The organism is Cryobacterium suzukii, from assembly GCF_004403185.1.
Classification (GTDB): Bacteria; Actinomycetota; Actinomycetes; order Actinomycetales; family Microbacteriaceae; genus Cryobacterium; species Cryobacterium suzukii.
On record NZ_SOHJ01000004.1, the window covers coordinates 178,703 to 191,866 of the forward strand.

General features: G+C 62.7%; 11 protein-coding genes and 1 tRNA gene. 5 read left to right on the forward strand and 7 right to left on the reverse strand.

Annotated elements, in window-relative coordinates:
• Positions 1-4: 4 nt before the first annotated feature.
• The 3 genes from E3T39_RS05240 to E3T39_RS05250 all read right to left on the reverse strand — a co-directional run bounded on the left by E3T39_RS05240 (position 5) and on the right by E3T39_RS05250 (position 2,908).
• Positions 5-1,600 (reverse strand): ABC-F family ATP-binding cassette domain-containing protein, encoded by a 1,596-nt coding sequence (locus E3T39_RS05240; RefSeq protein WP_134513671.1) that lies wholly within the window; start codon positions 1,598-1,600, stop codon positions 5-7.
• A gap of 206 nt (positions 1,601-1,806) precedes the next feature.
• Positions 1,807-1,879 (reverse strand) — tRNA-Thr (locus E3T39_RS05245).
• Positions 1,880-1,993: 114 nt separating this feature from the next.
• A complete protein-coding gene (locus E3T39_RS05250) occupies positions 1,994-2,908 on the reverse strand; it encodes a DsbA family protein (RefSeq protein ID WP_134513672.1) in 915 nt (304 codons plus the stop codon).
• A 210-nt stretch (positions 2,909-3,118) separates the two neighbouring features.
• Here E3T39_RS05250 and E3T39_RS05255 point away from each other — a divergent pair, with 210 nt between their 5' ends.
• Together E3T39_RS05255 and E3T39_RS05260 are read left to right on the forward strand one after the other, a co-directional pair.
• On the forward strand, positions 3,119-4,216 hold the full coding sequence (locus tag E3T39_RS05255; protein ID WP_134513673.1) for an ABC transporter ATP-binding protein: 1,098 nt from the start codon (positions 3,119-3,121) through the stop codon (positions 4,214-4,216).
• Positions 4,217-4,284: 68 nt separating this feature from the next.
• On the forward strand, positions 4,285-5,595 hold the full coding sequence (locus E3T39_RS05260) for a DUF4032 domain-containing protein (RefSeq protein ID WP_134513674.1): 1,311 nt from the start codon (positions 4,285-4,287) through the stop codon (positions 5,593-5,595).
• A gap of 163 nt (positions 5,596-5,758) precedes the next feature.
• On the opposite strand, the gene E3T39_RS05265 is transcribed toward E3T39_RS05260, so the two are convergent.
• The 3 genes from E3T39_RS05265 to cysS form a co-directional block, all read right to left on the reverse strand.
• Entirely contained in the window at positions 5,759-6,745 is a 987-nt protein-coding gene (locus E3T39_RS05265; protein WP_134513675.1) for a type IV toxin-antitoxin system AbiEi family antitoxin domain-containing protein, read from the reverse strand.
• 360 nt (positions 6,746-7,105) lie between these two features.
• Entirely contained in the window at positions 7,106-8,239 is a 1,134-nt protein-coding gene (rlmB, locus tag E3T39_RS05270; protein WP_134513676.1) for a 23S rRNA (guanosine(2251)-2'-O)-methyltransferase RlmB, read from the reverse strand.
• The gene (cysS, locus tag E3T39_RS05275) at positions 8,239-9,648 is read right to left on the reverse strand and encodes a cysteine--tRNA ligase (protein WP_420898140.1); all 1,410 of its coding nucleotides are present in this window, start codon (positions 9,646-9,648) and stop codon (positions 8,239-8,241) included. Before cysS ends, rlmB begins: the two co-directional genes overlap by 1 nt.
• A gap of 131 nt (positions 9,649-9,779) precedes the next feature.
• On the opposite strand from cysS, the gene E3T39_RS05280 reads away from it, so the two are divergent.
• The gene (locus E3T39_RS05280; RefSeq protein ID WP_198416087.1) at positions 9,780-10,730 is read left to right on the forward strand and encodes a sugar-binding transcriptional regulator; all 951 of its coding nucleotides are present in this window, start codon (positions 9,780-9,782) and stop codon (positions 10,728-10,730) included.
• Here E3T39_RS05280 and E3T39_RS05285 read toward each other — a convergent pair.
• Complete coding sequence (locus E3T39_RS05285) at positions 10,727-11,158, reverse strand: PTS sugar transporter subunit IIA (protein ID WP_166784045.1); 432 nt, start codon at positions 11,156-11,158, stop codon at positions 10,727-10,729. The two genes, E3T39_RS05280 and E3T39_RS05285, sit on opposite strands and share 4 nt — an antisense overlap.
• A 171-nt stretch (positions 11,159-11,329) precedes the next feature.
• Here E3T39_RS05285 and E3T39_RS05290 point away from each other — a divergent pair, with 171 nt between their 5' ends.
• Positions 11,330-11,614: a PTS sugar transporter subunit IIB gene (locus tag E3T39_RS05290; RefSeq protein ID WP_134513679.1), complete on the forward strand. Its 285-nt coding sequence runs from the start codon at positions 11,330-11,332 to the stop codon at positions 11,612-11,614.
• Positions 11,615-11,701: 87 nt separating this feature from the next.
• Positions 11,702-13,138, forward strand: a complete 1,437-nt coding sequence (locus E3T39_RS05295; protein WP_134513680.1) for a PTS galactitol transporter subunit IIC — start codon at positions 11,702-11,704, stop codon at positions 13,136-13,138.
• Positions 13,139-13,164 lie beyond the last annotated feature (26 nt).

A 13,164-nucleotide genomic window follows, 5' to 3' on the forward strand; every position in this document is an offset into this window, starting at 1 on the left:
CGGGTCAGGCGGCGCGCACTTGGATCTGGCCGGGGGTGGCTCCGTCGCTGCCGAAAACCAAGCGGCGGTTGGCGATCTTGTCGGTGAAGAAGCGGTCGTGACTGACCACAACGACGGCGCCGGGAAAGTGCACGAGGGCGCGTTCCATCACCTGGGTGCTCGACATGTCGAGGTGGTTGGTCGGTTCGTCGAGCAACAGCACCGAGGCTCCGGAAAGCAGACACTGGGCCATCGCCACGCGGGCGCGCTGACCACCCGAGAGAGCGCCGATCTTCTGCTTGAGATCGGCCTCGCTGAACTGGAACATGGTCAGAAATCGATTGACCGACTTTTTCGTCGCGGTGAGGGCAAGGCTGCCGGGCATCGCGTTGACGGCGTGGCTGACGGTGTCGCTCTCGTCGAGTTCGGCCAGAATTTGGTTGTACGAGACGACGCCGGCCCCGCTGGCCCAGGCAACCGAGCCGTGGTCCGCAGTTTCTTCGCCGGTGAGCACCCGCAGCAGGGTGGTCTTGCCGCTGCCGTTGCTGCCGAGCACCACGATTCGGTTGCCGCGGCGCACCTCAAAACTGAGGTTTTCGAACAACAGTTTGTCGCCGTAGCTCTTGGCGAGGCCTTCGACCCGACACAGCACGTCCTTGACGTGCAGATTGCCATAGATCTCAGTGATGATCTGGTCGACTGGGCGCGGTGTGCGCGACTTCTTGATGTGGGCCAGCTGGTTGCCGAGCTGGCGGCTCTCGGCCTTGGCTGCTTCACGGCGGTCGGCGATGCCCTCGGCTTCGAAAGCGAGCAGCTCGGATTCATGCACGAACTGGGCCTCGAGCGTCTTGAGCCGAAACTGCTTCTGCACGATGTACTCACCGAAGTTGCCGGGATACTCGTGCAGGTGAAAGTTCTCCACCTCGATGATGCGAGTGACGACGGCGTCAAGAAACTTGCGGTCGTGCGAGACCACGATGGCAGCGCCCTTGAAGCTCTTGAACCAAGCCTCGAGCCACTCAACGCCGGCCACGTCGAGATAGTTGGTGGGCTCATCAAGAAGTAGCACGTCGGGGGCTTCGAGAACGATCTTGGCCAGGGCTGCACGGTTGCGCCAGCCGCCGGACAACTCGTCGATCGCGCAGACACGGTGCGCCTCGTTAAACCCGAGGGTGGTCAGCGCGGTGTCAATGTGGCGTTTGTAGTCCCAACCATCCAGCCGGTCCATCTCTTCGAACAGCTCGCCCTGCCGGGTGATCAGCCGGTCGAGTTCGGCGCTGGCCGAAGCGTCGATGGCGATTGCCGCGTCGATCGCCGCTAGTTCAGCCTCGACCGCTTTCACGTCCACGAACAGCGCGTCGAGGACTTCGGTGATGGTCTGGGCGCCGTTGAGTTCGGAGAACTGGGAGAAGTAGCCGACTCGGACGCCGTCCTCGAGCGTGACCTCGCCGGTGTCGGGCGAGACCTGGTCGAGGATGAGCTTGAGGATGGTGGATTTGCCGGAGCCGTTCTTGCCGATCAGGCCGACCCGGTCGCCCGGTTCGAGGCGAAAGAACGCTTCGCGCAGAATCTGCGTGTTCTCAAAGCGAATACTGACGTCGTTCAGCCGGATCAGGCTCATGCGTGTTTCCTTTCAGGGCGCGCGGGCATCCGCTCCTAAAACCCCAGCCATCAGTGTACGTGGCGGCCCGGTGCGGCCCGGCGGCCCTTGGCGGTGGCGCTTGCGAGCGCGCAGCGACTTGCCTACGGTCCGGTCTGTTCGGGGCCTGAGCCGCCTGCACAGTAGAGAAAACCCCCTACTTCCCAGTCGGGAGTAGGGGGCGGGAGGGCCGGCCACGGGACTTGAACCCGTAACCCCCACTTTACAAGAGTGGTGCGCTACCAATTGCGCCAGGCCGGCATGAGGCGCGAGGCCTCAGTCCACCATCCTAAATGATTTCAGCGCTGCCTCGGGCAACAGCCAAGCGGATGCGCGTGGCGCGAGTTGACGCACTCGCTTCTACGACGTGGGGCACTACCCGCCGGGGGTCGGCTCTGGCGTTGGCGTGGAGGTGGAGTACGTCTCGCCAAGGGCCACCTGAACGAAGGACGCGAACTCTTTCGGGTCTTCGAGTGATCCGGTATATGGCTTGCCGTTGACCAGAATGGTCGGCGTTCCAATGATGGACTCCATCGAGGAATTGGGGATAGGACCGTCGAGCGCACGGTTGGTCGCCGCCGTAACCCACGACTCGTACGTGCCGTCTTCGATGCAGGAATTGACGTTGGAGAGGGCCGTGCTCACGCCCGATTCCCGGACGACGGCCTTGATCTCGTCGTTGCTGCGGCCGGGCGATGTCTCTTCCGGCTGGTCGACGAACAGGGCGGAGCTGAAGGCGAAGAAATCATCCGGCGAATAATTGGCGACGCACGCTGCCGCGTTCGCCGCGCGCAGGGAGTACTTGGTGCCGGCGGATTTGCTCGTGAGAATGGCGACCGGGTGAATTTCGACTGTTGCAGCGCCGGAGTCTACCCATTGGGCGATTTGTTCATTGTTGGCGTCTTCGAATTCGCCGCAGAGCGGGCATAGGTAGTCGACGTAGACGCGGATGTTGGCTATCGCGCCAGTGGTATCCGGCTCGGACGGCCTCGGGTTCGCGTCGGGTTGCAATGCGGGCGTCAGAGCGGTAACCATGCCCTCGCCGATGAGCGCGCCGTCACTGGCCATATTTTTAGGGCCCGGACCAGCCGGTTTGATCGAATTCACGATGATGACGGAAACCAAAACGACGATCGCGACGGCTGCGATGGCGATGCCGCCCTGCAAAAATATCTTGTTGCGGCGGTCCTTCTTCTTTTGACTGACTCGAAGCTGCTTGGCTTTCACCCGGGCGGCGTCACGCCGCCGGTTTTTTGAGGGACTGCCGTCGCCTGGCCCGCCAATAGTCATAAAAGATCGCTTTCGAGAAGTGGAGGCGCGCGTGAAGGCACCTCTGAAATAGTAGGTCCCCTGACTGGGAATCGACCAAACGGGGCGCGAACCCGCGCCGGAGCATCCGTCGTGTAATACTGATACAGACGCGTGCTTCGGCACGCGATGCATAAATCCTATTCACAACGGATCGTCCGGCACGTTCCTGCCGGTGAAGGAGTAATAATTATGGCTTCAGTGACCTTTGACAAGGCAACTCGGCTCTACCCTGGTTCCACGAGGCCGGCCGTTGACCAGCTCGACCTCCAGGTCGCCGATGGCGAATTCCTGGTTTTGGTCGGCCCGTCCGGCTGCGGCAAGTCCACCTCACTGCGTATGCTCGCCGGCCTCGAAGAGGTCAACGACGGCAATATCTTTATCGGTGAGCGCAACGTGACGGATGTTCCGCCGAAAGACCGTGACATCGCTATGGTCTTTCAGAACTACGCGCTGTACCCGCACATGACCGTCGCCGAGAACATGGGTTTCGCGCTCAAGATCGCTGGCATCAACAAAGACGAGCGCGCCGCCCGCGTGCTCGAAGCGGCCAAACTGCTCGATCTGGAGCCCTACCTCAGCCGCAAGCCGAAGGCCCTCTCCGGTGGCCAGCGTCAGCGCGTTGCCATGGGCCGCGCGATCGTGCGTCAGCCGCAGGTGTTTTTGATGGATGAGCCGCTCTCCAACCTCGACGCCAAGCTGCGCGTGCAGACGCGCACCCAGATTGCTTCGTTGCAGCGCCGGCTCGGCGTCACCACCGTCTACGTGACCCACGACCAGACCGAGGCTCTCACAATGGGCGACCGGATTGCGGTCCTGAAGGACGGCGTCCTGCAGCAGGTCGGTTCGCCCCGCGACCTGTACGCGAAGCCGCAGAACGTGTTTGTGGCCGGCTTTATCGGCAGCCCCGCGATGAACCTGTTCCTCGCGGACACCGTCGATGGCGGCATCAAGTTCGGCACGGCGACCGTTCCCGTGCAGCGCGAGACGCTCTCCAGCTCGACCGGCAAGAAGGTCACCGTTGGCATTCGCCCGGAAGACATCCAAATGTCGTCCACCGCCGGCGACGGCCTGCAGATCGAGGTCGACCTGGTCGAGGAACTCGGCGCCGACGGCTACCTCTACGGTCACTCCACGATCGAGGGCAAGCGCACCGACATCGTCGCGCGCGTCGACGGCCGTTCGCACCCGAACGCCGGCGAGACGGTGTACCTCACGGCCACACCGAACCACCTGCACGTCTTCGACGCTGAAAGCGGCCTGCGCCTCGGCGGCGCCGTCACCGACTAATCAGTATCGTAAAACGGCTGGCGGGAGTTCGCTCCCTCCAGCCGTTTGTTGTTTGTTAGGGTCAAATAATGAGCGGTTCACTCAACATCACCTCGGCCACGGTCGATCCTGCCCTGCTCGACCTGCCGTGGCAGCTGCCCCTCGACGCATGGCCGAATGAGAACATCGCCTCGCTGCCGAAGGGCATCTCCCGCCACCTTGTGCGGTTCGCCCACCTGAGCGGGCGGGTGGTCGCCATCAAGGAGACCACGAGCGAGATGGCCAAGCGCGAATACGAAATGTTGCGCACCCTGGCCAACCTCGAGATTCCCTGCGTCGAGCCGGTAGCGGTCATCACCAACAGAACGGATGCCGCGCTCGACCCGCTTAATTCGGTTTTAGTCACGCGTCACCTCAAGTTTTCGCTCCCCTACCGCGCGCTGTACTCGCACGAGCTGCGCCCGGATACCGCCACCAGGCTGGTCGACGCCCTCGCGGTCCTGCTGGTGCGCCTGCACATGATCGGTTTTTTCTGGGGCGACGTTTCGCTTTCCAATACCCTGTTTCGCCGCGACGCCGGCGCCTTCGCCGCCTACCTCGTCGACGCTGAAACCGGACAGCTGTACGCGGGCGGTTTGTCGAATGGTCAACGCGAAAACGATCTCGAAATCGCCCGAGTGAACATCGCCGGCGAGCTAATGGATCTGGAGGCCGGCGGTCGCGTCGCCGACGAGCTCGACCCGGTACGCGTCAGCAACGGCATCGTCGCGGCCTACCGGCTGCTCTGGCAGGAACTCACCGGCTCCGAGTCCTTCTCCAACTCCGAACGCTGGCGAATTGCGCAACGGGTGGAACGCCTCAACGACCTCGGCTTCGATATCGAGGAACTCGCCATCAAAACCGACAAGACGGGTTCAAGCGTACGCATCCAGCCGAAAGTCGTCGACGCTGGCCACCACCAGCGCCGGCTCCTGCGCTTGACCGGCCTCGATGCAGAAGAGAACCAGGCCCGCCGGCTGCTGAACGACCTCGACTCTTATCGTGCTGCCTACGGCGATCCTGGAGCCGACGAAGAGATGGTCGCGCACGAGTGGCTGGTGCGGGTGTTCGAACCGGTAGTACGGGCCATTCCGGAGGACCTGCGAGGCAAGCTCGAGCGGGCCCAGGTGTTTCACCAGTTGCTCGATCACCGCTGGTTCATGGCGCAAAACCAGTCGCGGGACATTCCGCTCGCCGAGGCCGTAACTTCGTACGTGCAGGACGTACTGCGCCACCGCCGCGACGAGGCGACCGTGATCGACCCGCTCACCGGGGCCATCACCCTGCCGATTCGCACGCAGCTCGGCGACGACGCGTCCGCTGACCCCGACGATGCCGACGACTGGATGCTCAAGGTCTAGCCCTGCGCCAGGTGAGTTCTGGCTTCTCTTGTGGACGGGGCCCAGGCCCCGTCCACGGGCCCAGTTTATAGGCTGGGCCCGCGGTCACAAGGTGGGCCCAGGCGCCGTGACGACGGAAACTCGCGCCCCCTCAGGGTACGCGCGGGGCGCATCCGCTGCCGGTTTAGGCGCGCGGAACGTCGTGCTGAATCATGAATTCGTAGAATAAGCGGGGAGAGTAAGCCGTGTCCCAGTCCCAGCGATCGAAGCTGGCGACTTCCGGGCGCAGGAGATTTTCGCGATTCTTCTCGACGACAACCACATCGCCCGGGTGCCGGTCGCCCAATATTGCGCCCCGGGTGTACTTGATTTTGCCGTCGAATTCGCCGATCTTGCGCACTCCACGCCAGAAGAAGTCGACCCAGTATTCACGGCCCTGCACGACGAAGCACACCTGAAGTTCGGGTATCTCGAAACCCAACTCGGCCATGCGCACCCGGCTCAACGACTCGCCAGGATTGGCAGCCAGCGGATTCGCGAAGTCTATGACCCGACGCACCTTCGGGCCTCCGCGTCTCGGATGCACCATCGCCAGTTCCGCATAGAGGTCGTCCTTGGAGAGTACCGGCGCGCTGAGGCTGCCCTGCCGACGTTCCCGCTGCCCGCGCTCCTGCTCCACGCGCAGGGCGTGGTCCATCATCGTGACGCCGACGAGAAAGCTTGAGGTTGCCGCCACGTCGATGAGGGTGCGCGTAAGGGTGGTGGCAGCGCAACCGTTTATCGTGACCGGCTCCGGCTCGACCACGCTCCGATGGCTCGTGGTGAATCGGGCGCTGCTGCCGCCGGCCGTGTCGTTGTTGATCGCGTGCACGACCTTGGGCCACGGTCCGATGATGGGCAAATTGTGCAGCGCTGCCGCCGAATGATGGGAGAGGAGGAGCGGTTCCTCGGCCGTGACCACAGTGGCACGAACGAATAGTCGATAATGGTCGTCGCTCTCGGCACTGCGCCAGGTGTCCCCCAAGGCATAGACTCCCCGGCGGATGCGTACAAGCTCACCATTCGCAAGCAGTGCGCGCACCGCGCGGGTGTTCAGGCCCGCTGCCCACAGGGACTCGGCGAGAATCAGGCCGCCGTTGTGGGCACTTGGAACATCCAGAATCTCGAGCATGACCAATGGTCACCATGTTCAGTAGGTGGATGGTGTGACATCGACTGATCTGCGGAAATCGGGCGGAAGCATCCGCTGTGGAGGACAGGCAACGGTCGGAACGTCCAGGCAATCGCGATGGTCGCCAGGCCCACCTTATGAACAGGGGCCCAGTCTATAAACTGGGCCCGTGGACGGGGCCCGGGCCCCGTCCGAGAAACCGCACCGACACGATACTCGAACCGCGCGGGCCGAACGCGAGACGTGTCGCCACCCGATTTCGGCACACTCTACGCGACGGGCCCACCCTATGGCCATGGGCCCAGTCTATAAACTGGGCCCGTGGACGGGGCCCAGGCCCCGTCCCAGCGGGGGCGGGGGCTAGAGCTTCGCGGCGGCCTTTGCCTGCTTGATCTCGGCGCGGAGGCGGGCTACCTCGTAGAGGGTGACTCCGGCAGCGATTCCGGCGTTGAGCGACTCGGTCGCCGCGCTGATCGGAATCGACACGATCGCGTCGCAGGTCTCGGTGACGAGGCGGGACAGGCCCTTGCCCTCGCTGCCGACGACGATCACGATCGGGCGCTCGGCGAAGCCGGTGCCGAGGTCGGGCAGTGACACGTCACCGTCGCCGTCGAGTCCGAGCACGAACACTCCCTGCGCCTTGAGCGCCTTGAGCGTCTGGGTGAGGTTGCTCGCCATTGCGACGGGCGTGCGGGCGGCCGCGCCGGCGCTGGTCTTCCAGGCTGAGGCGGTCACGCCGACCGATCGGCGCTGCGGCACGATGATTCCGTGGCCACCGAATGCAGCGGTCGAGCGGATGATCGCGCCCAGGTTGCGCGGGTCTGTGATGCCGTCGAGGGCCACGAACAACGGCTTGTGGCCGCGGCTGATGGTGAGTTCGAGCAGTTCCATCGGGTGCGCGTACTCGTAGGCGGGGACTTTGAGTGCGAGCCCCTGGTGCACGGCGTCGCGACCGGCGAGACGGTCGAGTTCGGGGCGCATGACCTCGAGAATGGGGATGTTGCGGCTCGTCGCCATAAGCAGCACCTCTTTGACCCGCTCATCCATCTCGATGCGCGCGGCAATATAGAGCGTCAGTGCGGGGATCTTGGCCCGCAGCGCCTCGAGCACCGAGTTGCGGCCGGTGACAATCTCGTGCTCGTCGATCTGCTTCGCGCGACGCGTCGAGGATCCGCCGCCGCCGGTGTTGCCGGTGCCACGCTGGGGCGCACCCTGCGAGGCGCCGCGGGCGCCTCCCCGAGGGGCTCCGCCACGGGCGCCGCCGCGGTTGGCGGAAGCATCCGCTGCGGGCCGCGAGTTGAAGCCGCCAGCGGCGGTGAACCGTTCGGCGGCCGCCTTGCGCTTGCCGGCGGGGTGGTACGGACGGTCTTCAGCCTTGGGGGTGGGCTTTTTACCCTCGAGCGCCTGGCGGCCCTGGCCGCCGGAGCCGACCTGGGCTCCACGGCTGCCCTTGCGCACCGCTCCGGTGCGCGATTTGCGGTCTAAGTTCTTCATCAGTCAAAGCTCCAATGGGCACCCGACGGGGTGTCTTCGATGGTGATTCCGGCGGCGACGAGTTCGTCCCGGATTCGGTCTGCGGCCGCGTAGTCGCGGTTTTCCCTGGCGAGGTTGCGGTCGCCGAGCAGTCGCTCGACCAACGCGCTCAGGGCCACCATGGCCGGTTCGTCCGTCGCCACGGCCCAGCCGGGCGACAAAGGGTTGATTCCCAGTACTTCGCTCATCGCGAGTACTTCACTGCGAGCGGATGCCGCAGCGTGCAGGTCTTCGGCATCCAGCGCGGCGTTGCCGGCGCGCACGGTGTCATGGAGCACGCCGAGCGCCTGTGGAATGGCGAGATCGTCGTCCATAGCAGTGGCGAAATCGTCGGGCACGACCTCGACGCCGCTCCCAGCGAACCGGGTGCCGGCAAGGCGGCGGTCGGCACGGTCGAGAAAACTTTCCACGCGCTCGAGGGCAGCTTCAGCCTCGACCAGCGAGCCGTCGTTGTAGTCGATGGTGGAGCGATAGTGGGCAGCACCGAGGAAATAGCGCACGACGATGGCGCGGGCCTGGCTGAGCAGTTCGGCCGCGAACACCGAGTTACCGAGCGACTTCGACATCTTCTGACCGTTCACGTTCACCAGGCCGTTGTGCACCCAGTAGTTCGCAAAGTCGCTGCCGGCCGCGTTGGACTGCGCGAGCTCGTTCTCGTGGTGCGGAAACCGCAGATCGAGGCCACCGCCGTGAATGTCAAAGTGGTCGCCAAGGTAGCGGGCGGCCATGGCGGAGCACTCGATGTGCCAGCCCGGACGGCCCTGCCCCCACGGTGAGACCCAGGCGGCGGAGGCGGGCTCGCCGGCTTTGGAGCCTTTCCATAGGGCGAAATCGCGCGGGTCGCGTTTGGCGCGGGGTGAGGCGTCCGTTGCCGCTTCCATATTGCCGGGCGACTGGTGGGTGAGTGCGCCATAGGCCGCCCAGCTCGCACTGTCGAAGTAGACGTCGCCGGATTCGTCGGGGGCCGCATAGGCGTGGCCGCGCTCGATCAGGGTGGCGATGATGGCCTGCATCTCGGTGATGCTCGCCGTCGCGCGCGGCTCGTACGTGGGCGCAAGAATGCCGAGGCGCTGGTAGCCGGCGGTGAACTCGAGCTCGTACCGGTAGGCGAGGGCCCACCACTGCTCGCTCGACCCTGTCGCGTTGATCAGGATCTTGTCGTCGATGTCTGTGACATTGCGTACGAAGGTGACGTTCAGGCCACGGTAGCTGAGCCAGCGACGAAGCTGGTCGTAGACCAGGGCGCTGCGCAGGTGACCGATGTGCGGGCTGGACTGCACGGTGGGTCCACACACGTACATCGAGACCTGCCCCGCTTCGAGGGGGACAAAGTCGCGCAAGGCCTGCGCCTTCGAATCGTACAGTTGCATGCTCACGCCTCCCAGTTTAGGTCAGGGGTCTGACCCGGCTCGGGTAGGCGCGGGACCCGGGCATGGACTCATGCTGATACAATCCAACTCTACGTCACGCCAGCGGGCGATCTGACCCAGGGAGCCCCTTAATGCCCAGCCCACGCGAACAGGAAATGTTTGTTCGTGCGGCGACCCTGTATTACATCGATGGCAAGTCTCAGGCTGAAGTCGCCACTGAACTGGGCATTTCTCGTTCCAATGTATCGCGGGTGCTCACGAGCGCCCGAGCGAATGGGATCGTCGATATTCGAATCAACGCTCCGTTTCGGCGAGATTCCAAGCTGGAACGTGACCTGATCAAGAAATACGGGCTTCAGGAAGCGCGCGTCGCGCCGAGCGGAGCCCCAGAAATGCAGCTCGCACGTGTGGGTGAATTGGGCGCGCAGTGGCTGATGGACCACCTTCCCTTCGAAGGTTCCATCGCGCTGTCCTGGGGATCTGCCGTTCAGGCCGTTGTCGAGGAAACCGCGCGGGATCCCACACACTCCACCCTCGAGATTCTTCCCCTCGTCGGCGGTTTGTCGATCGTGGACGCCGCCCGGGACGGGAACGTTCTCGTACGGGCCCTCGCGATCAAGCTGGGCGCCCGCCACCGGCGCTTGTATGCTCCGGCCGTGGTCGAATCCACGACAGCCCGCACGGCGTTCCTCACCGAAACGTCGATCCGAACAGTGCTGGAAGCAGCCAGCGAAGCTCAGATCGCCATTGTCGGCATCGGCAGCGTTGGCGAGGGCGCGTCCTCGGCAATCATCGATTCGATGTCACTGTCAGCCACTGAACTCACTCAATTTAGTGATTCCGGTGCCGTTGGCGACTGCTGCACACGGTACTTCGACACCAATGGCAGGGCTGTCGATTCGTCAGTCAATGACCACGTGATTGCGATCGACCTCGCGAGCCTACGAAAAATTCCCAAGGTAGTCGGCGTCGCTGCCGGCATCCATAAACTAGCGGGAACACACGGGGCGCTCAAGGGCAAACTCCTGCACTCGCTGGTTGTCGACTCCACTCTCGCTACCGCCCTCCTCGCTCTGGACTAGGAACCCGCTTCCGCAGTGAGCAGGTGGCCGAATATTGCCACGAGGCCATCCAGATCGGTCGCCTCCTCGAGGCGGTCGAACCAGTCTGGGGTCTGGAACAATCCGATGAGCTGGGTGAGGAGGAGGATCTGCTCGCGCGGATCCTGCACCAAAATCATTACAGCGACCCGCGCGTCGACAGACGATGCGGCGCCGCCCATCTCGCCGAACTGGACCGGACGCGCCAGCACCGCAACGCCGAGGCCTGATTTGAGCACGTGGACCGTATCCGCATGCGGAATCGCTACGGGGATCTGCGTGGGCAACCCGGTGGGGAAGATTCTTTCGCGTGCAATCAGTGCCGCGCGAAATGTCGGAGCCACCCAGCCATTCTTCTCTGCCTGGTCAGCGAGCGCTTCGAGCACATCGACGTCGTGGTCGGCGTCCAATCGAAAAATGCTAATTTCTCGATGCACTGACGTTGCCGCGGGAACAGACGTTGTCGAGTTGGTTTCCATATAGTTCCTTACCTCGCCTAGAGCAACATCTTCACATATGACCCGCTTTAGTGCATAATTGTGACACATGGGTCAATGATGACCCTATAAAGGGGATAAGAAATGGCACACAAAAAGATATTGGTCGTTTGTGGAACGGGGGCAGCCACTTCCACGGTCGTCGCGGTGAAATTGAAAGAGTTTTGTCTCACCAATGGATATGACGTATCCATTACTCAGGGCAAAGTCTCTGACATTCTGCGTGGGCAGGCGTCAGCAGATTTCATCGTAGCGACGACCCAAGTTCCGGCATCAGTCGCCGTTCCGGTCATTGCCGGGCTACCTTTTCTCACTGGTATGGGCCTGGACCAGACGTTTGCACAAATTGAAGCTGCGCTCAAGGCCTAGTCCACCGCGCACCGTCCGTGACCTGTTCACCATGGCTACCTTGAAAAGCCATACCGGACATCTACCTTCGCTACTGGAGTTCTAAGAATGAATATCGTTCAAGAGATTCTTGAAAATATGACGAGCTACCTGACCTCTCTTGGTGCGGCCGTGACCCTGCCGATTTTGATCACCATATTCGGAATGATTCTTGGCCAAAAATTTTCGCAAGCGTTGAGAGCGGGCGTTCTCATCGGCGTCGGATTCATTGGAATCAATCTGGTTATCGGTCTGATGGCATCAACCGTGGGGCCGGCAGCGCAAAATTTCGCCAAGAACCTTGGCGTCGATCTCACCATCCTCGACGTGGGGTGGCCAGCCAGCGCCGCCATCGCCTTCGGGTCAACGGTCGGTGCGCTTATCATCCCAGTTTGTCTCGCCGTCAACATGCTCCTGCTGTGGTCGGGCCTTACGCGGACGTTCAATATTGATCTGTGGAACTACTGGCATTTCGCGCTGGTGGGGGCTCTGGTCGGCGGTGTGACCGGAAGCTTCTGGCTCGGACTCGCTGCGTCGGCCGTCCATATGACGATCGTTTTGGCCCTCGCCGACCTGTCTGCACCCTGGATCCAGAAATACTTCAATTTTCCGGACATTTCCTTTCCCCACGGCACAAGCGCCCCTTACATTCTCTTAGCGGTGCCGTTGAACTGGATTTTCGACCGCATTCCCGGTTTTCGCAAGCTCAAAGCTGATCCCGAGAGCATCGAACGTCGATTCGGTGTATTCGGCGAATCGATGATTCTGGGACTCATCCTTGGCATTTTCATCGGACTGGCGGGCTACGGATTTGACAATCCCCGCGCAGATTCAATCTCCATCCTCGTTCTGGCGATCAGCCTGGCAGCCGTCCTCCTATTGCTCCCGAGAATGGTGTCCATTCTCATGGAGGGCCTGATCCCCGTGTCTGACTCGGCGCGGACATTCGTGCAGAAGCGTTTTCCCGGTCGCAAGTTCTACATCGGGTTGGACCCGGCCATCGCGGTCGGGCAGCCGGCCGTACTCGCGACGTCTCTAGTCCTAGTGCCCGTAACGGTGCTCGTGGCGATCGCTCTCGCACCGGCCGGCAATCAGGTACTACCTCTCGTAGACCTGGCTACGATCCCCTTCATCATCGCCATGATGGTTCCAATTTTTCGGGGAAATATCATCCGCTCGGTTATCGGTGGCGCGATCGTTATCGGCGCTGGCCTGTTCATCGCGACCGCAACCGCTCCGCAATTTACCAAGATCGCGGCTGATTCTGGCTTCACCGACACACAGGGATCACAGCAAATCTCGTCCCTCGTCGACGGCGCAAACCCGCTGACGGGGCTTTTCTTCGCCGCTGCCAACTTGGGTGGGTGGACCGTTGCCGCCCTCGCCGCGATCGCGATCGGATTCGCCTTCTGGGTGAGCCGAGTGGAGAAGCGACGCGACATTGCTCGTGCATCACTGGCCACGGATAATGTCCAACCTTCCGTCACCACTGCGACTGGTGCATAATTCACGGTCCAGTTGCACGCACGAAG